Source organism: Streptomyces sp. NBC_00536, assembly GCF_036346295.1.
Taxonomy (GTDB): domain Bacteria; phylum Actinomycetota; class Actinomycetes; order Streptomycetales; family Streptomycetaceae; genus Streptomyces.
On sequence record NZ_CP107821.1, the window covers coordinates 94,097 to 111,402 of the forward strand.

24 protein-coding genes are annotated in these 17,306 nt (G+C 70.8%); 5 read left to right on the plus strand and 19 right to left on the minus strand.

Annotation, left to right across the window (positions count from 1 at the left end):
* Positions 1 to 217: 217 nt before the first annotated feature.
* Positions 218 to 826, minus strand: a complete 609-nt coding sequence (locus OHS33_RS39030; protein ID WP_330335631.1) for a hypothetical protein — start codon at positions 824 to 826, stop codon at positions 218 to 220.
* 95 nt (positions 827 to 921) lie between these two features.
* Here OHS33_RS39030 and OHS33_RS39035 point away from each other — a divergent pair, with 95 nt between their 5' ends.
* From OHS33_RS39035 to OHS33_RS39045, 3 genes are all read left to right on the plus strand, one after another.
* Entirely contained in the window at positions 922 to 1,233 is a 312-nt protein-coding gene (locus tag OHS33_RS39035; protein WP_330335632.1) for a hypothetical protein, read from the plus strand.
* Between the two features lie 907 nt (positions 1,234 to 2,140).
* Positions 2,141 to 2,788: a helix-turn-helix domain-containing protein gene (locus OHS33_RS39040; protein ID WP_330335633.1), complete on the plus strand. Its 648-nt coding sequence runs from the start codon at positions 2,141 to 2,143 to the stop codon at positions 2,786 to 2,788.
* 21 nt (positions 2,789 to 2,809) lie between these two features.
* Entirely contained in the window at positions 2,810 to 3,280 is a 471-nt protein-coding gene (locus tag OHS33_RS39045; RefSeq protein ID WP_330335634.1) for a MarR family transcriptional regulator, read from the plus strand.
* A 114-nt stretch (positions 3,281 to 3,394) separates the two neighbouring features.
* Here the strand turns inward: OHS33_RS39045 and OHS33_RS39050 are convergent, their stop codons facing one another.
* The 8 genes from OHS33_RS39050 to OHS33_RS39085 form a co-directional block, all read right to left on the minus strand.
* Complete coding sequence (locus tag OHS33_RS39050) at positions 3,395 to 5,164, minus strand: hypothetical protein (protein WP_330335635.1); 1,770 nt, start codon at positions 5,162 to 5,164, stop codon at positions 3,395 to 3,397.
* 49 nt (positions 5,165 to 5,213) lie between these two features.
* Positions 5,214 to 5,537 carry a hypothetical protein gene (locus OHS33_RS39055; RefSeq protein ID WP_330335636.1) on the minus strand — a complete coding sequence of 108 codons (324 nt, stop codon included), beginning with the start codon at positions 5,535 to 5,537 and terminating at the stop codon, positions 5,214 to 5,216.
* 241 nt (positions 5,538 to 5,778) lie between these two features.
* Positions 5,779 to 6,849, minus strand: coding sequence for a hypothetical protein (locus OHS33_RS39060; RefSeq protein WP_330335637.1), 1,071 nt, complete (start codon positions 6,847 to 6,849; stop codon positions 5,779 to 5,781).
* A 53-nt stretch (positions 6,850 to 6,902) separates the two neighbouring features.
* The gene (locus OHS33_RS39065; protein ID WP_330335638.1) at positions 6,903 to 7,073 is read right to left on the minus strand and encodes a hypothetical protein; all 171 of its coding nucleotides are present in this window, start codon (positions 7,071 to 7,073) and stop codon (positions 6,903 to 6,905) included.
* Positions 7,070 to 7,522 carry a hypothetical protein gene (locus OHS33_RS39070; RefSeq protein WP_330335639.1) on the minus strand — a complete coding sequence of 151 codons (453 nt, stop codon included), beginning with the start codon at positions 7,520 to 7,522 and terminating at the stop codon, positions 7,070 to 7,072. Before OHS33_RS39070 ends, OHS33_RS39065 begins: the two co-directional genes overlap by 4 nt.
* Positions 7,519 to 7,866: a hypothetical protein gene (locus OHS33_RS39075; protein ID WP_330335640.1), complete on the minus strand. Its 348-nt coding sequence runs from the start codon at positions 7,864 to 7,866 to the stop codon at positions 7,519 to 7,521. The genes OHS33_RS39070 and OHS33_RS39075 overlap by 4 nt, the downstream gene beginning before the upstream one ends.
* Positions 7,867 to 8,021: 155 nt before the next feature.
* On the minus strand, positions 8,022 to 8,528 hold the full coding sequence (locus OHS33_RS39080; RefSeq protein ID WP_330335641.1) for a hypothetical protein: 507 nt from the start codon (positions 8,526 to 8,528) through the stop codon (positions 8,022 to 8,024).
* Between the two features lie 369 nt (positions 8,529 to 8,897).
* The gene (locus tag OHS33_RS39085) at positions 8,898 to 9,986 is read right to left on the minus strand and encodes a hypothetical protein (RefSeq protein WP_330335642.1); all 1,089 of its coding nucleotides are present in this window, start codon (positions 9,984 to 9,986) and stop codon (positions 8,898 to 8,900) included.
* 152 nt (positions 9,987 to 10,138) lie between these two features.
* Here OHS33_RS39085 and OHS33_RS39090 point away from each other — a divergent pair, with 152 nt between their 5' ends.
* Together OHS33_RS39090 and OHS33_RS39095 are read left to right on the plus strand one after the other, a co-directional pair.
* Positions 10,139 to 10,633, plus strand: coding sequence for an XF1762 family protein (locus OHS33_RS39090; protein WP_330335643.1), 495 nt, complete (start codon positions 10,139 to 10,141; stop codon positions 10,631 to 10,633).
* Between the two features lie 170 nt (positions 10,634 to 10,803).
* On the plus strand, positions 10,804 to 11,196 hold the full coding sequence (locus OHS33_RS39095) for a DUF3307 domain-containing protein (RefSeq protein ID WP_330335644.1): 393 nt from the start codon (positions 10,804 to 10,806) through the stop codon (positions 11,194 to 11,196).
* Here OHS33_RS39095 and OHS33_RS39100 read toward each other — a convergent pair.
* The 10 genes from OHS33_RS39100 to OHS33_RS39145 all read right to left on the minus strand — a co-directional run bounded on the left by OHS33_RS39100 (position 11,156) and on the right by OHS33_RS39145 (position 17,284).
* Complete coding sequence (locus tag OHS33_RS39100; protein ID WP_330335645.1) at positions 11,156 to 11,563, minus strand: hypothetical protein; 408 nt, start codon at positions 11,561 to 11,563, stop codon at positions 11,156 to 11,158. The two genes, OHS33_RS39095 and OHS33_RS39100, sit on opposite strands and share 41 nt — an antisense overlap.
* An 88-nt stretch (positions 11,564 to 11,651) precedes the next feature.
* Entirely contained in the window at positions 11,652 to 12,011 is a 360-nt protein-coding gene (locus OHS33_RS39105) for a hypothetical protein (protein ID WP_330335646.1), read from the minus strand.
* 64 nt (positions 12,012 to 12,075) lie between these two features.
* Positions 12,076 to 12,492 (minus strand): DUF4262 domain-containing protein, encoded by a 417-nt coding sequence (locus OHS33_RS39110; RefSeq protein WP_330335647.1) that lies wholly within the window; start codon positions 12,490 to 12,492, stop codon positions 12,076 to 12,078.
* Positions 12,493 to 12,668: 176 nt separating this feature from the next.
* On the minus strand, positions 12,669 to 13,505 hold the full coding sequence (locus OHS33_RS39115) for a hypothetical protein (RefSeq protein WP_330335648.1): 837 nt from the start codon (positions 13,503 to 13,505) through the stop codon (positions 12,669 to 12,671).
* 61 nt (positions 13,506 to 13,566) lie between these two features.
* Positions 13,567 to 13,908: a hypothetical protein gene (locus OHS33_RS39120; protein WP_330335649.1), complete on the minus strand. Its 342-nt coding sequence runs from the start codon at positions 13,906 to 13,908 to the stop codon at positions 13,567 to 13,569.
* 70 nt (positions 13,909 to 13,978) lie between these two features.
* Positions 13,979 to 14,269, minus strand: a complete 291-nt coding sequence (locus OHS33_RS39125; protein WP_330335650.1) for a hypothetical protein — start codon at positions 14,267 to 14,269, stop codon at positions 13,979 to 13,981.
* Between the two features lie 52 nt (positions 14,270 to 14,321).
* The gene (locus OHS33_RS39130; RefSeq protein WP_330335651.1) at positions 14,322 to 15,017 is read right to left on the minus strand and encodes a hypothetical protein; all 696 of its coding nucleotides are present in this window, start codon (positions 15,015 to 15,017) and stop codon (positions 14,322 to 14,324) included.
* Between the two features lie 73 nt (positions 15,018 to 15,090).
* Complete coding sequence (locus tag OHS33_RS39135; protein WP_330335652.1) at positions 15,091 to 15,534, minus strand: hypothetical protein; 444 nt, start codon at positions 15,532 to 15,534, stop codon at positions 15,091 to 15,093.
* Between the two features lie 120 nt (positions 15,535 to 15,654).
* The gene (locus tag OHS33_RS39140; RefSeq protein ID WP_330335653.1) at positions 15,655 to 16,488 is read right to left on the minus strand and encodes a hypothetical protein; all 834 of its coding nucleotides are present in this window, start codon (positions 16,486 to 16,488) and stop codon (positions 15,655 to 15,657) included.
* Positions 16,489 to 16,582: 94 nt separating this feature from the next.
* Positions 16,583 to 17,284 (minus strand): hypothetical protein, encoded by a 702-nt coding sequence (locus tag OHS33_RS39145; RefSeq protein ID WP_330335654.1) that lies wholly within the window; start codon positions 17,282 to 17,284, stop codon positions 16,583 to 16,585.
* Positions 17,285 to 17,306: the final 22 nt, after the last annotated feature.

Genomic DNA, 17,306 nt, shown 5'->3' on the forward strand with positions numbered 1-17,306 from the left:
AGCGTCCGGCGTACCGGCTTGGTTCGAAGCCGTCCAGAGCCGGGCCAGCCCGGAGGCGGTCTCGGGGCGCGCCGTTGCGGCGGCGCCGCGCCATCCCCGCGGGGATGCGGGGAGCAGGAGTACGGAGTGCTCGTAACGAGGTCCATCCCCGCATGCGCGGGGAGCAAGGGCCGGCTGGCCGGCCTGCCGGGATGCTATCGGGCGGCCACGCGGCGGGCTACCGGTTCCCGGAACTGGCGCGGGCCTGCTGCCGTACGGGCTCCATGTCGGCGACAGGGATCATGCCGCGCTCCGGCAGTCCGGCGTCCCTCCACAGCCGTACGGCAAGTGCTGCGTCGCCGCCCGCGTCCGCGGTGATGATCTCCTGGGCGACGGAGAACGCGAGGGCGCCTTCGCCAAGGTCCATGAGCCGGGCAACCATCCGCACGTTGCCGAACTCGCCCCGCTGCTTGCGGCTCGCGGCCGTGGGCTCGTTGTGCCGGTAGACCAGCACCCATCGGCCCTTGAGCTCGCGGGCTCGCGCGATCATCGCGGCGCCCCGGACGGTGTCCTCCTGCTCGGTGCGGATCGTCTCCTGGGCGCCGCCGGACGGGCGCAGCGTCAGCAGACCGCGGCGGCTGGTGGGCTCGATCTCCACGTTCTCCAGGTACGCCGAGAACGGGTGGGTGTCGTCCAGGGTCTTCATCGCCTGGTCGACCTCGCGGGCGGTGAACGCGAGGTCGACGGCGAGGTCGCGTACGCGGGCCTGCCAGGCTGCTTCCTGGCCTTCGGGGCAGGGGCCGGCGGCGTGGGCCGCGGCGGCCACGAGGTGGGTGTAGTCGCTCACCGCTCCATCATCGCCCGGGGGGCAGTTGAGCTAAGAGGGCTTCGCTGGGGCGTTCGACACGGGACAATGTGTAGACGGATTCCAGGAGGGCACGCATGGGCTTCATTCGGATTTTTGAGACCAGCGAAACCCCGTCGGGTTGGCGGTCGGTGTGGGAATCCGGCGACCCGCAGGGGACCGGATGGGAAGCCGTGCGTCGTAACAGCACGCGTTGGGAGGTTCGCCAGGGCGGTGTCGTCCGCGGATGGATCTGCGCTCCGCGGAAGAACTGGGCCTTCCAGGGCTTGGTGCGCGTGGGCAGGGACACGGTGCCGGTCGGCGACCTGAGCATCTCCGGTTTCCCCTCGGCCGAGGCTGTGGCCGAGCACTGTGCCCGTATGGATTCGGCGGCCGCAGCAGGGGTGTAGTCGGACATGGCCACCATCGTCTCGAAGTTCAGCGCGGGTCTTGCCAATCGGCGGTAGACCTCAGCCACAGGGGGAATTGGGCACGGGCAGCAAGGTGCTGGTCACGGGCCTGCACCGACCACAGACGACGCGCTCCTCAGCCCCAACGAGACCTGCACCGACGCGGAGCGACCACACCGGCCTCAGCCACATCGCGGCAGCAGCCAGCTCCCCGCCAGCCACGGCATCAGCGTCCGTGCCCCTCACGCGCCTTTCGGGTCGACGGCGGGGGAACGGCGCCCAGCCCCAAGACCGGGGCGGTACACGGCCGCTCAGAGCCACCGACCCCCCTCCCTCCGCCGCTGGCCGTTTTTGCCTCGCCCGAAATACCCGCAGTCGCCAGCGCGGGTGGCCACGGAGGCTTACGGACAGTGGGCGCACCCCGTTGGAGGGGAGGGTGCCCACTTGTCGTAGGGCAGAGGGTTGTGGCCTGGGTGGGAGTCAACGTGCAGGTAAGGGATTTAGATTGGGGGCGCGTCGCATCATCGCAGGTCAGATGGGGTGCAACGCCGAAATAACGTACGTCCAAAGCAACGTTCGAGCCGAGATATGTAGCCTTGGGCGTCACATTCGCGAGTCGGAATGTGACCAGTGGTCACAAAATTTGGGCCTTCATGAGGGGCTCGGGAGAGCCAATGTGACCTATGGTCACATTGCGGGCGGAGTGGCGAGCGTCGCCGGGGGTTCACGTGGGCGGTGGGGGAGGAGACCCCTGGAGAAGGTACGTCCAGAGCTACAGTCGGGCCGCGAACGTACGTCAGGCGCTACCTTCGACACGCGAAAAGAGACCATGGGTCACATCTTTGGGACTCATGGTCTCTTTCAGTAGGCTCAGCGCGTCTTGGATACGACGTGAGGAGTTCAACTCGTGGAAGTGCCTGTACAGGGCGACCGGCTCCAGCCTCAGGGTGAGCCGGCGCGGAAGAAGGCTCCCCCACCGCTCAGTCCGTACCGCAGGGGTGACCAGGCGACCGTCTTCGCGGTGCCGGCGGGACACACCCTCACGGTCAAGGCTGAGCCAACATCGACCGGTTTCGTGGGGCGCAGCTTCGCCATGGACTCGCTGGAGTTCCTGCGGTGGGCCGCGGTGTACTTCCACGACGACGCTCTGAGCTTGCGGGTCGTGATCTTCCTGATGGGCTCGCAGGAGCCTGGTGGGCTGATCAAAGCGACCCAGGAACAGTTGGCCAAGACGCTCCAGGCGCACCGGGTCCACGTGAACCGGTCGATGCGTCTCCTGGTCGGCCTCGGACTCGTACACATGGTCAAGCGCGGCGTGTACCAGCTCAACCCGCAGGCATCGCTGCGCGGTGGGGTGACCGAGGTCGAGGAGGCCGAGCCACGAAGGTCCCACGAGAAGCTGACTCGTAAGATTGATCAGCTAGCGATCATCGACGCCTTCCGACATGATCCGAAGGCGCTCGAAGAGTTCAAGTGGCTCGAACTTCCTAAGCCAGCACCCCGAAGGCCGCGCAACCGCAAGAAGCCCGCAGAACCGGACACATCGGAGGAATAGATGTCGGCTCAGCCTGCTGAGGTGAACGCCCCTGTGTTGCTGTGGGGTTCGTTCAACGTCTTCGCGTACCTCCCGAACGTTCCGGGGCCCGCTCTGAGGCTGCTCGTGCACCTCATGGGAACGCAGGAGGCCGGAGGCCGGATCGTGCAGACTCAGCAGGTGATCGCCGATTATCTGGGAGTCGACCGGGCGCTGGTCAGCCGGGGACTGAAGCACCTGGAGCTCGCACGGCTCGTGGTGAAAGAGGGGCAGGGCATCTACCGGCTCAACCCCATGGTGGCGGCATTCCACACGCCGGCGGAGGCGCAGACCGCGTTCAATGCGATGAAGCCTGAGGATTACCTCGACGTCCCGGACTTCGAGGAGCGGTATCAGGCCGCTGTCGCGGATGATGAGCTCGCCCGGAAGAGGAAGGCCGCGGAGCGGAAGAAGACGGCGCCCGTGGGTGACCTCACCGCGCACCGCCGACGCAGGAACCAGGCCGCATCCTGAAGTACCGGTGAAGCAATGTGGGCCCCCGCCACTGGCGGGGGCCCACATGCGTCTTGGATACCCCTCCACTCTAACCGCCCGGGGCGGAAGGCGAAAGCGCAGCTTCTCCGGCAGTCAGGCGATTAGGCCGCGGCGCCGTACGTGGGGCTCGTAGACGGCGAGGAGGATGCCCTCAGCGCGGTCGGGGCTCTTCATTCCGCGGGCCTTCATCTGCTTCTTGGACTCCACCACGGCGTGGCCGCCGGCGTTGTTGCCGAGGTTGGGGGTGGTGAGCTGGATACCTGCCTCGCGGTCGACGCGCAGCCGGAGCCGGCCGGTGCCGGTGGAGGGGTCGGGCTGGAGCAGGGAACGGGTGGCGAGCCACATCTCGTCCCTCTTGCGGTAGGGGCGCATGACGGCGCCGGGATCGTCGCGGTCGGGTGACTCGGAGACCATGACGCCGACGATCTCGCTGTTGTGCTGGCCGTTGTCGCCCCAGACCTCCAGCATGCCGACGGCGCCGTGGCCCAGGCCGTTCTTGTCGATCTTCACGTGGATCTTCGCGGTGGAGCCGAGGGCTTTGGCCAGGCGTTCGGCGGCTTGGACCTCTTCGAGGATCTTCTTCGCGACCTTGACCTGGTTGTCGTTCACGGCCCCCGAGGAGTGGTGGCGGTGCTCGATCGCGTCGCCGACGATTCGGTAGATCGTGAACTCATCGCCCCCGTCCGCGGCCACGTCGATGCCGAGGCGGATCCAGGACCCGCGTTTGACCGTGTGGGTGGCGCGTTCCCCTTCGAGGCCGAGGTCACACAGCCGGACCCAGCCGGGGCCGGTGGGGTCGTCGTTGCGCTGGGCGTCTTCGACCCAGGTGACGGGGATGACCTTGCCGCCGCCGCCCTTCGGGAAGCGCGCGTACACCTTCGCCTGGACGTACGGGTGGTCCTCGCCGTACTCGCGGATCGTGCGGTTGACCCAGTCCATGTCCGGGAGGTGGAGGGCGAGGGAGTGCTTGGGGACGCCCGGGGGGCAGTCGTTGCAGAAGGGGACGCGTTCCTTCGTGATCGCGGGGGAGTCGAAGGTCGCGATCGGCACGGTGACCGATGAGGCTTCTTCCGGGTCGTCGCCTTCCTCGCACAGGCCCTCGAACCAGCTCCTCGGGTCGTCGGCCGGCGGGTTGCCGATGGCGAGCATCCTCGCATCGCCGGTCAAGAGGTTGTTGGTGCCGTTGCCGATGCCTCTCGCGATACCGCCGGCCTCGTCCACGATGATCAGGAGCTTGGGCGTGCCGTGGATGCCCTGCATGGCCGCTTCGTCGCCCTCGGGGGCGGTGAAGCCGTACGCCACGACCACGTCGTTGCCCCACTGATCCGGCATCTTCCACTGGGTCGTGTCACACCAGCCGGGCAGGCCAGAGCGGGCGACGGTCTTCCTGATGTGGGGCCACAGCTGGTTGCGGACCTGCCGGAAGCGGGTCGCGGTGGTGACGATGACCATGGTCCCCGGTGGGTTCACGGCCCCGGCCCACGCGACGAGCCTCCCCGCGATCCAGGTCTTGCCCACGCCGAACCCGGCGGGACAGGCGACGCGCTTGTGGAAGGGGACGGCGTCCACGATGTCGCGCTGCTTCGACCAGATCGACTCTCCGAGCACGTCCTCGATGAACCCGCTGGGGGTGTCGTGCCAGAGTCCGTACATCGTGCCGGTCTCCCGCTCGACCTCGGTCAGCACGTGGGCCAGGTCGGTGGGATCGAGGGACTTGATCGCGGCACGGCGTACGGGAACCGAGGCCCGCAGCAGCATGTCGGCGATGCTGCTGGCGTCGGAGGAGCGGACGCCCTGGCGCTGCTCCTTGGAAGCGTGGGCGGCCGCCACGACGGGCGTGAAGGTGGTGGTCGGGGCGTCCATGGGGCGCACCGTGCGCGACCTGCCCCTTTACCGTCCCGGGCAGCGTCGGTCAGCAGTAGCCGCGGTGGATGCCGCGGCACTCCTCGATCAGGTGGAAGTCGCCCCGGCATCCGCAGTCGCAGCCACCCAGGATGCCTTTGGCGAACAGCCTTCTGATCTTCGCAAGGAACAGCTTGTCGGGGATGGGTCCGGTCACCGTCTCCAGCTCTGCATGCACGTCCCACGACATCCGCGTGGGCACCGTTCCCGGACGGAGGGGCCAGCGCTGGGGGGTGCGGCGTACGGCGTCGCGCAGCGTGTCGTCGGGAATGTCCTTGCACTGCATGCGGCGGCCGGCGATGAGTCGGATCGTGGGGCGCTCTGCGGTGTCCATGGGGCGTCCTTGAGACGTCAGCGGCCCCCGTCCGTCTCGCGTTCCTCGGCCGCCGGGGGGTGGTGGCCGAGAAGCGAGTGGGGAGGACGGGGGCCGCTGGGGGGCGGGGCGGCCCCGGGGGGATGGGGCCGCCCCTTGCGGGATGGGTGCTGACCTACCTCGTTGAAGGGATGGAGTGGACCCCTTCATGGCCATAGACGGAGTGAGTCGTCCAGGCGTTACAGGTCGGCGGGAAGAAACTTCAGGGCTTCGGCCGCTTGGTGCCCCAGCGGCGGTCCGCGTTGACCTCGGGATCCACGACTCGGCGGACGACCTTCGCGTCGCGGTCGATCGCTTCGGCGATCTGGTCGGGGGTCCAGCTGTACGGCTCGGCTGCGAGGACGAGCATGGCGGCGTCGCGGATCTCGACGGCTGCGGCGTGCCTGGCCCTGGCCGCCTCCATCGAGCGGGCGATGTCCGGCAGCTCCTCCGCGGCCTCCTTGAGGTACTTCACCCCGGCGGCGCGGGCGGCGGCCGGCTGTTCTGCCCGGGTGGGGACCTTGGCGTCCCGGGGCAGCCCGAGAGCGCGCTGCTGGACACGGACCATGCCCTGGCGGGTGATGCCTGCGGAGTCATAGACGCCGCGGGCGGTGGTGTAGAACGCGAGGCTGTTGAGGGCGGCGTCCCGCTCGGGGAGCAGCGCGGCAGTTTCTTCCTCAGCCTGGTCGGCGGCCTGGGCTGCGCGGCGCAGGCGCTCGTCGGGGGCGACGGCGAGGGTCGCGAACTCCTTGCGGAGCTCGGTGACGGCCTGCTCGCGGACCTTGTCGAAGTCGGGGCGCTCCAGCGCGCCCACCTTCATGCGGCCGCCGGCGGTGCGCACCGCTTCCTGTGCGGCCTCCAGGTGAGCGAGGGCGGCATCGCGACGTGCCTCGGCTGCCTCGTACCGAACGGCCACGGTGACGGCTTCATCGTGGACGTCGGGCCGCTGCCACAGGGTGTTGTGCGACCGGGCGGCTTCCAGGTTTGCCCCGGCCCACCATCGGGCGTGGGGAGCCAGGGTGGCGCCGTTGTGCGCTGCGGCGATCTTCATCGCGTAGCTGTAGGCGACGCCGAGGTTGGCGGCGAGCGCGGGGGTGACCTTGCCGTCCGCTAGGGCGGCGGAGGCGAGGAGCTGATCCCGCTCGGGCCTGAGGACGGACAGCTCCATGTTGGCCTGGTCGCGCAGCTCCTCGGCCTTGATGCGCCGCTGGAAGGGGTCGCTGATGCCCTGGAGTTCGGTCTCCACCTCGGTGGAGGCGTCGGTGCGGATCTTGTCGTAGTCGATGCTGCTCATGGTGTTCCCGTTTCCGGGCGCGCGCCCTGGGGCGCTGGTGGCAGGGGCCTCCCCTAGCCATTCATCCTTGGTCGGAAACTGTACACCACGTCCACCTGGTGGTTGTCGTGCGCGAGGTCGCGCATGGCAAGGAACAGCAGCTCGTCGCCGGTCGGCTGCTCGCGGGAATCGAAGTGGACCCGCGGCGGGATCGTGGGGGCCGGGGCCTGCTCGGGGGCGTTCATCCGCGCCGCTTCTTCCGCCCGCGCCCCGTGTGCGGCCAGAAGAGATCGCCGTGGAGCGCGCGCTTGCGCTGGTACTCCTGGTACTCGGCGAGACCGAAGAGGCGGACCAGGTAGACGGACCGCGAGGCGAGGGTGAGGGACACCCCGATGCGTTTGTCTCCGCCGTCGAGCATCCACCCGGTGCTGACCGGGACGCTCCGGCCGCTCGTGCTCCAGCCGCCGATGCTGAACCGGCCGAAGTCGCGGTACCAGTTCTCTCCTGTGGTGAGCGCGTCCCCGAGTCCCAGGCGCGCGAGGCCGACGGTGAGGCGGAAAATGCTGAGGGTGGCGCCGATGGTGCGGGGACGGCCGTCCTCGTGGGTGCGCACCGGTCCGGCTGCGAGGCGGGATCCGCCGCGCCAGGCCATCAGGTGCCAGCGCAGGGTGAGGGGGATGGTGCGAACGTTCATCGGGCGCCACCCTCCGTACGCAGGACGGCGGCGCGCCGGGGCGGCACGACCCGGGCCCGGGTGCCGTCGGCGTACAGGACGTACTCGGAGCCACCCGGGTAGAGGACGGTCATCTCGCCCGGCAGCATGGGCCGACGGACCTTCCAGCCCGAGCTGTACGACTCGCGGGGGTGGTCCTCGAACCAGGAGTTGCAGGTGGTGCACACGAGGAGCAGGTTCTGCGGCTGGTTAATCCACTCCTCCCGGGAAGAGCCCATCCCCCTGTTGACGCGGTGGTGGATGGTCAGGTCCCGCAGGCTGTCGCAGCGCACGCACCGGCCGCCGTCACGCTGATGGACGACCATCCGGACCGACTCCGAGGGGCCTGTGCGGCGTCGAGAGGCCACGGCGCAGTTCTCCGTCCTGCTCCCGGCGCCGGACCGGTGACGGCCGCGGGGGAGCGCCGGGAGCGAGGACGAGAACATGCACGTCGGGAAGGGCTAGCGTCCCGGGCCGGCCGTCAGCCGGTCGCCACGGCTTCCTCCTCCTGCCGCTCGCGGGCCGAGCTCAGGGCGTCGAGGAGCTCGGCGGCGAACCCGATCGGCAGGCAGTCGACGCCGACGGAGCCGATGTCGTCCTCGCCGAGCTGGACGACGTACTCAGCGCGCGGCTGCTCGCTGTCGTAGTAGTAGGTCCCCGGGTCGGCCTCATCAAGGGGGCCCTCGGCTCCGTCGAACCAGCCGACTCCGAAGAGGCTGTCGATCGCTTCGGCGATGACGGCGTTCGGCAGGGCGCTGAGCTCGATGGTGGCCAGCCCGTCTTCGTCAATGCAGACCTTGCCCTCGCCGAGGACGTTCGGCTGGTCGATGACGAGCGTGGTCGGGCAGCAGTAGGTAGGGGTCTTCGTCGGCTGGAGGCCGGGCAGGGCGATGCTCAGCGTGTTGACGGCCCGCGAGCGGGCCAGGTCCCAGGCTTCCTTCCACTCTTCGAGGGCCTTGAGGACGGCGGGCTTCATGGTGGGCTGCATGGTAGGAGTTCTCTCCGTTCGTGCGTACCGGGCGGACCGCAGGGGCCGCCCGGCCTGGAGCGGGTACGAACGGATGAAGGTGTCGCGGCTCGACTCCTTGCGTCTCGGCGAGGCCGCGTCAGCGGCCGAGGAACCCCGAGCACAACGGCGCCCGCAGCAGCCCCAAGAGGCTGGCCACGGGCAAACTTCGTCTTCTTCTTTCGGTTGTGTTGGGTTGTTCTTGTTTACGTGCGCCACAGCGCATCAGGCCACATACGCCACAGCGCATGAGGTCACATACGCCACAGCGCATGAGGATTTCACCACGTGCGCTGTGGCGCATGAGGAAACCCTCATACGCCACAGCGCACCTGGATATGACATTGCAGGTCAGACCCTTGCGAGGCGGCGGAAGCCGAGCCGGTCAGCGAACCGGCGGCCCAGCAGCGCCCACCGCTTCGGCGACCGGGCCCCGGTACGGGTGACGGCAACGGGGCTCGGGCTGGGCAGGACGTGGCCAGGCTTCTCCCCGAGCTTCCGGGCGAGGCCCTCCGTGTCGACGGTACCGCCGACGGCGAAGAGGCCGGGTGAAGCGTCCGGGCCGGCTGCCCGCGCGTGGTCTGCCTCGGCCACCTTGTTCTTCAAGACGCCGCACAGCCGCTCGTGCTCGCTCGCGTGGGCCCCGGCCGCGTTGACCCGGGCACCGAGGGCCAGCCACCGGGCGAAGGTGCGGTAGGACACTCCGGCGCGGCTGGCCGCCTCCAGCCGGTTCGCACCGTCCGCGACCGCGCCAACGAGCTGCTCCACCCGGTCCTCGGTGAGGACGATGAACGTGCTCCCCGTACCGGCGGGGACCTTCGCGGCGGGGGCTTCCTCGGCAGGCTCCGGCTCGGCCTCCCCGCTGGCCGCCTCCACCCGGGCGTACAGGACCCCGCACAGCCGCTCGTACTCCGTAGTGGCGCCGCCGGACAGGTGGACGTTCCGGCCCCGCGTGAGCCACCGCTGAACACTGCGCCGATCCACCCCAGCCGCCGCGGCCGCCTTGTCGAGCCTGTTGGCCGCGCACGGTCCGGCCACGGCGTCTACGAGCGACTGCGTCAGGATCGCCGGGCGCCCGATCGGCTTGACGCCCTTGGGCACTCCCCGCTCCAGCTCCTCGCCGGACAGGATCGCGTTGATCCCCCGGCGCTTGCGGTCGGCGACGTCGAGCGCGACGGCCAGGTGCAGCGCGAGCTGGTCGACGGTCTGCTCCTGGCGCTGCGCCCCGGCCGGCCCGGTGGCTCGCCCGCCTTGCGCCAGCACCTGCTCGCGGGCCTTCCTCCCCTGAGCGATCCACGTCTGCAAGGTCCGCACCGCAACGCCGGCGTGCGCGGCCATCTCCTCGCGGGTCTTGCCCGACTGCGCGGCGTGCGCGAGCTGGTTGATGATCCGGCGGTTGAGGAGGGTCGGGCGGCCGCGCTTCTTCGAGGTGTTCGTCATGGCGCGGAAGGTAGGCACCCGTCGGGCTTTGTGTCCTGGGGTGCCGATCGGGGTCCCACCGCCAGATCACGACGGGGACGGTAACCGCCCCGCACCCCCATGGTGCCCGCCTCCGGGGCGCAGCGGAGCGCCCCCGCCGCATGGAGCATCCCTTGCCCCGCACACACCTCGGCGCCGATCCGGGCTCCCCGAGACTGCACGTCGTACCTGTACGGCAGAAGGACGCCAAGGAGTTCGTCGCCGCCTGGCACCGCCACCACCGGCCGCCGCCCGGGGCCGTGTTCTGCCTGGGCGCAGCCGACGAGGAAGGTGTCCTACGGGCGGTCGCCATGGTGGGCCGCCCCGTGGCCCGGCTCTTCGACAACGGCCAGACCCTGGAGGTCACCCGGACCGCCACCGACGGCACGGGCAACGCGAACAGCCTGCTGTACGGGGCGGCGTGGCGGGCGGCGAAGGCCCTCGGCTACACCCGGCTCATCACCTACACGCAGAGCGGGGAGACCGGCGCGAGCCTGCGCGGCGCCGGGTGGCGCGTCCTCGCGCAGCGCTCCCCCCGGCGCGGCTGGAACAGCCCCAGCAGGCTCCGTACGTCCCGGGGCGTCGATCACATCGCGCGAACCCTGTGGGAAGCCCCCACGACGCCGTAACAGCGCCCCACGCGCCCCACCAGCCTCAACTTGACGACCGAGGACAACGGAGACCGACGTCACATCGGCAGCGCGCTTTGGGAGCAGAGCGGACAGCCCGTCCGCACCAAGGTGGAGGCGCCCGGCACTGGCGCCTTCCACATCCCTTCCGAACCGGAGGTCAACCCGCCATGTTCGCAACCCTGTTCATCCTGCTGTACGTCGCACATCTGGTGTCCGACTACGTACTCCAGACCGATAGGCAATCGGAGCTCAAGGCCCTGAGGAGCGCAGCCGGCTGGCTGGCCAACCTCTCCCACGCGGGGACGCACGTGGCCGTGTCGGCGGTCGCCCTCGGCGCGGGCGTGATCCTGCTCGACGTTCCGCTCCAGGCGCCGGTGGCCGCCGGTGTGCTCGCCTGGGTGGGCATCTCCCACGGCTTCATTGACCGGCGCTGGCCCATCCAGTGGTGGATGGACAACACCGGCAGCGCAGACTTCGCGCAGCGCGGCGGCGCCGCCTTCGTGGACCAGACCGCCCACGTCACCGCCCTGCTGATCGCCGCCCTGGCGGCGGCTGCATGACCCCCTGGCCGCGCAGGCGCCGGTACTCGGCAACGAGCTCGGCCGTCTCAGCCCCGAGGAATCCGTCGACCTCTTCGAGTGCCGCGTTCGGCAGCGGGTCGTCCTCGGCGCACCCGAGGACCGGCCGCCCCGCCAGGTGTCCACACAGCGCGTCGAGCCGGTCCAGGAGAGCCGCGTCCCGGGCCTGCCCCTCGCTCAGGGACCGCCACCACTCGAACCGCCCCTGGACATCGTTGGGACGCGGGGGAAGAGCGCGGCGCAGCGCGTCGGCGCGGTCGGCGAGGGCGTTCCACACGGGCAAGCGCAGCTCGGCGGCGAGGCCGGCTGTCGGACCGGCCGCGCGGACCGTTGCAGTGTCCAGAGCCATGCCGCAACTGTGGCACCGGGCTCTGACAACGCAGGAGCGCCCCGGGCGGCCAGGTAGGCCGTCCGGGGCGCCGGGTCGCTCGGATGGGTCAGCGGCTCTTCGGGGCCGGAGCGGGGGGCCGGGGCGCAGCCGGGGCGGGGGGCGCCTTCGGCGGGGAGAGTTCCTTCCGGGGCGGCGCCTTCGGCCCCGTCGGCTGCTTCCCGCCGCCGGATCCCTGGACCCCGCTGTTCTTCTGCCCGGCCGGGGCCGTCTCGGTGGCGCCCCCACGGGGCACCGTCAGGCCGTGGAGGACGCACGGCCGGGGTCCGGCCGCCACGATGTCCAGGCCGCTGGTGCGGGACGCCCGGCAGGCCGGGAGGTCATCGTCATCGGCGAGGAGAACCACCACCAGGAGCACGATGAACACCACCAGTGTGGCGGCTATACCGGCCGCCAGACGGCCGGGCACGGGACGGGAGGTGTACACGGGGGCCTTTCACGGGGCGGGCGAGAACGGGCGGGGAGAGGCGCGCCTACATGAGCGGCTGCGCATCGGGGTCATCGCTGTACCGGCTGTCCCCGGGGTAGAACCCCCACTTGTCCGGGATGAGGATCTGCCACATCGGGACGTCGGCCCCCCCGAGCACACGGGCGTAGGGGCAGTCCGAGGTGTCCTCGGCCCGGCGCAGGCGGACGAGGTAGCCGCCTTGCAGCACCTCATCCAGCTCCAGGCCCTCAGCCGGGTCGAGTGCATCGTTGACGAGCTGCTTGGCGGCGCCGTTGATGACGGCCTGCGCCAGTCGGCCCGGCAGCCCGGTGACGGAGAGCTCGTACGCGCGGCCGGGGCGCAGGGCCAGGCCCGCGCTGTACGCGAAGGGCGGCTTCGGCCCGGTGGCGTCGAAGACGTGGTGGACGGTGTGCTGCGGGGTGATGGCGCTGGTCACGCTCACGGTGAGGGTCCTTCTCGGGATGGGGGAGCGGTCAGGGGGTAAGACAGCCGGCCCGCTGGCTTACCGTCCACGACTGCGCGGCGCCATGACGCGCGCTTGGGGGTGTTGCCGCGTAGACGGAGTGGCGGGCCGATGCGTTACACCCCGCCGCGCGCTGCGGCGGGGTGCGGCCCGGATCAGGTCCGGGAGTACCGGCTGGACTGCTCGAACTCGCCCGTGGCCAGGTCAACGATGAGGTGGTCGCCCTGGTTGGGTGGATTGGCTCGGGCGTAGTCGGCGAGCAGGTCTTCGTACCGACTCACCTTCTCCTCCCACTCGGCGTAGAACGGGTCGTCGTCGCTCACCCCCTCCGGCGGGCCGACTTCGGTCTCCGACACGTGTCCGTTGGCGTGGTGCAGGTAGACCTCTTCGTTCGCCCAGAACACGCCGTCCTCGTAGGGGGAGTCGGTGACGAACTCGACCTTGACCACGGGCGCGTCCTGCGGCTCCTTCGGCACGTCGCGCAGGTCCGGGCCGGTGGCGCCGGGGGCGGGCAGGAACAGCCACCGCAGGATCTCCATCAGCTCCACCGCACCGAGCCGTTCACCCTCGCCCATCAGCAGGTTCCCGACGGTGTACAGCTCGTCCATGCTCCAGTGGCCGACCAGCGCGCGGAGGGTGTCGGAGTCCGTGAGGGCGGCGGCGTCCAGCCTCGGGGCGGAGGTCTCAACCCGGGCGGGCTCGCTGGACGGCGGCCGGTTGTGGCAGTAGTGGCACTCGTCGCTGTCGACTTCCTCGCCCCGGTTGTCGTCCATGATCGCCATCTGGCACGTGACGCAGCGCTGGAGGCCGCCGCACGTGCCGCAGTTCTGGTTCCCGTCGCAGTCCGGGCAGTCCGAGCAGGGCCAGCAGCCCCTCTTCCCGTCGCAGTCGCAGGGTGCAGCGGTGGCCGGGGAGGGGTTCGGGCCGGCTGCGGGCCCGGCGACGTGGGGGAGACGGGTGACGCCGACTTCGATGGTGCTGGTGTGGTTCACGGGGTTCCTCTCGGGGGTGGGCGGGGGCCGCGCGACGTGCACGGCCCCGGGGCGGGGATGGTCAGTTCACGAACCGGTTGACGATGAGCAGCGCGAGCCGCTTACCGACCTTGCGGAGGTCGTCCTTGTCGCCGGGCGCGCCGTCGGGGAGCTCCACGAGGTGCCTGGTCGCGAAGGGGTCGTCCTTGCGGTAGATCACGAGGTCCTCCTCGTCATCCAGGGCCAGGCGCAGCGTGGGCACGTTCGGGCCCCAGATCAGGCCGGATCCGCCGAGGTACCCGTAGTCCCCTCCCCATCCGGCGCCCAGTACCTCGACGGCGGCGAGGGCGTAGTCACCGATCACGTACCGTCCCTCGGAACCGGGGGCAGGGGTCGACGGATCGGGCAGGGTGCGCGTGCTCATGTGGAGTCCTTCTCTCGGAGGCCGCCCGGCGCGGCGGCCGGGCGGCGGGGGTCGAACGTGGTGGGTGCGGCTAGCTCTTGCGGATGCGGCGGCTGGGCGTCGTGGTCTCGTCGATGAGCGCGCCGCCTACGGTCTTGCCGTCGTTGTCCTCCTCGTGGACGTACTCCTCGTAGGCGGCCTGAATGGCTTCGAGGTGGGTGGTGGGGTAGGCGTCGGCCCACGCCATGCCGTCCTCGTCGTCCTGGCCGTCGACCAGCGCCTGCATGGCGGCGGCATCAGCGGCGGCGTCTTCGAACAGGTGCGACTCCTCGATCACGAGGTTCCCGCCGTGGTCCCAGCGGCCGAGCAACAGCGTTTCCATGTGGTGTTCTCCAGGTGCGGGGCCCGGCGTGTACCGGGCTTGGGTGGCGGGGTCAGGCGTCGATCGGCTGACGGGCGTCGGTGAGAGCGGCGAGCAGGGGCGCGACGAACGTGCGGGCAAGCGGCATGTCCGCGTCGCGCCACGTGGGCGTGGACTGGATGACCTGCCAGTGGGCTTCGGTCATCGCGAGCGCGGGAGCGTCCTCGCAGTCCGGCACCGTGCCGGGGACGTGGGCGCCGTTGATGTCGACGTGGGCGCCGTCGGGCCGCGTCACCACGACGTGGCCGATCCGGCACGGGCACTCGTCGTCGCTCTCGTCGTCGGCGCACAGGGAGTCAATGCCGTAGCAGTCGGACGTGAGCAGCGCGGTGGTGGGCCAGCCGGTGACCTCGTTCAGCGCGAGCGCCAGGGCGTGGCACTGGCCCCGGGTGAACGCTTCCCGAGCGGCGTCATCCAGCCGGCCCGGGGTCACCTCGAACGTGCGATGCCACTGGCCGAGCACGGTGACCGGCTGGTCGGTGGGCAGGCCGAACGCTCCGGTGAGTTCGGCCATCACCGCGTCGAGCTGTTCGTCGGCTTCCAGGGCGTAGGTGAAGCGGTCTTCGTCGTAGGCAGGCAAGGCGTACTCCGGTACGTCCCCGTCCTCGTCGGCGTGCTTGTTCAGGGCCACGCGGTGGCGGGCGTCCAGCGCGCGGTACGCGGCGATGGCGCTGTGCACGACGGCGACGGGGGTCAGGTTGCTGGTCATGGGGGTGGTGGCTATCCGGGCCCGGGGTCTTGCGTCCGGGGCGCTGTTGGCCCCGGGCCCGGCGGGGAGAGGGTCAGCCGCCGTCGGCCGCGAGGCGGTCGGCGAGCTTCCCGGCGGACTCCGCGTACCGGGTGAGGGCGCAGCGCGGGGACCCGTACTTCCAGAAGTCCTTGACGGCCTGGCGGGCTTCGAGCTCGGCGGCCCACGCCTCCGACGCCTCGTCGGGGAGCGCGGCGATCAGGATGGCGTTGATCTCGGCGAGCAGCGTGTTCAGACGCCGCAGCACGGCATGTGCGACGGTCCCGAGGAACCGGCCGTGCTGTCCGGTCTGCCGGAAGAACTCGGCGCTGGCCGCCTCGCTGAACACGGAGGTCGGGCCGCCGTCGGCGTTGGTCAGGTCGGCGAGCACGTCCGAGGGGGCGGCCAGGAGCTCGGCGGCCATGGTGTTGATGACGGGGTGGTCGGCGAGGTCGCGGATGGACTGGTCGAACGAGGGGGCGTAGGTGGTGGTGGCCATCGGGGATCTCCGATTCGGGCAGGGCGCAGCACGGCGCGGGCGCGCGGCGCCGGAAGTGGGGTGGGGAGGATGGGGGGCGGGAGCGGCTACGGTCGCGCGCTCCCGCCCGGGGGAAGGCCGTCAGGCGAGGGGGTGCTGACCGTTCGCGATGGCGTGCAGGTCGGCGGGGGTCAGGCCCAGCGGCGGGTTGGCGACGGCGGCCACGGCGTACTCGTACGCGGCGCGCTCCTGCTCCGGCGTCGGCTCGTACGTGGCCCGCATGTTCTCGATGTGCGGTGCGTCGTCCTCCAGGAACGCCCACCAGCCCGAGAACGGCCCGTCCTGCTCCCAGCGGGCCCGAGCCTGCACGAGGGCGTCTCCGGCGCTCACCGCGCGGATGCCGTACCGCTTGAGACCGCGAGCGTCGAGCCGCCCGTCCACGACGTTCCAGTCCTGGCCCGCACGCAGCTGCGCGGTGCGCACGATGGAGTGCACGGGCAAGTCAGCCCACCTCTCGCCGCTGAGCGGGGACTCGGCGTACCAGAGCACCTGCCACGACGCCGGCTGTTTGGCCAGCGTGACCGGCGCGACGCGGGTCGACGCGGCGGCGAGGATGTCGCGCGCCTCGGTGACCAGCTCGTCCCACCGGGCCACGTCCACGGGTCCGGCGGCGGCGAGGCGGTTGATGTGTGTCCACGCCGTCGTGAAGCCCTCGGCGGTCGCCCACTCCTCCGGGTTGTCGTCGGCGTCCCAGGCGAGCCGCTGGCCAGGCTCCTGGCCGATCTGGCCCCAGACCTCGGCGGCCGTGAAGTGCGAGCCGCCCTCCCGGACGGTGTCCCGGGCGTTGTCCTGGAGTCCCCGGGTGAGCTGTTCGGCGGCCGGGTGGAGCGCGGCGAAGAGCTCGGCGGCGTCCTCGTACCGGCGCTCGGTGTCCGCCGGAGCGGCCGGGCGGGTCTCGTTCAGGTTGTCGGACACAGGTGTCCCCTTTGGTTGTGTTTCGGAGCGTTGCGCTGGTGCGGCTTGCTCGTGCCGTCCAACAAGGAAAACTGTACACCACGTCCGTGATTGCTCAACAGGGGGCTACGGCCACGGCTTTCCGTACGTGCTCGGCCGCCGCACCGCGCGCCCCCAGCCGCGACGCAGCCATCACGCGCCATCCACACGAACACACCGCCTCGGACGCCCCGTCGAACGAGCGCCCCGCCCACAGAGACGACCACGCCCACCCCGACGGCTCCGACGTACGGGTCATGTGCCGTGCCTCGGGAGCGCACAGCAGCCGCAGACCCGCGTCCGCGACGGCCGCCACCCGGGCCGAGTCCCACCCCGACCCCTCCAGCCGTACGGCCAGGACCACGCAGCCGGCCCGCTGCACCTCCACCCGCCCGTCCGGCCACACCCGCGCGGACGCACCCGGCACGCTCCAGCTCACCGACCCGTCCGAGTGCCGGGGCACCCCATTTGCGTGTGTGCGCGTCATCTCGGCCAGCAGCCGCACCGACGCGGGCGCAGCCTCCGGGTTCCGGTGGTCGGCGGCGGCCGGGGCGTGCTCGGCGACGGCGGCCAGCCACGCCCCCGCGTACGGGTAGGCGTCCGGGCGCAGCGTGGCCAGGGCCACCCGCGACTCGCCATCGACGGACGGCTCTTCGACGTGCACGGCGGCACGAATGAACTCCCGTCCGTCACGCCCGTACTTCCGGAAGCGAATTCGGCCGTGGCCGGTGGGGAACTCGGTGGTCTCGCCGGGGGCGAGCAGGATCAGGCCGGGCATCGGGAACGTCCTCCAGGGCGGG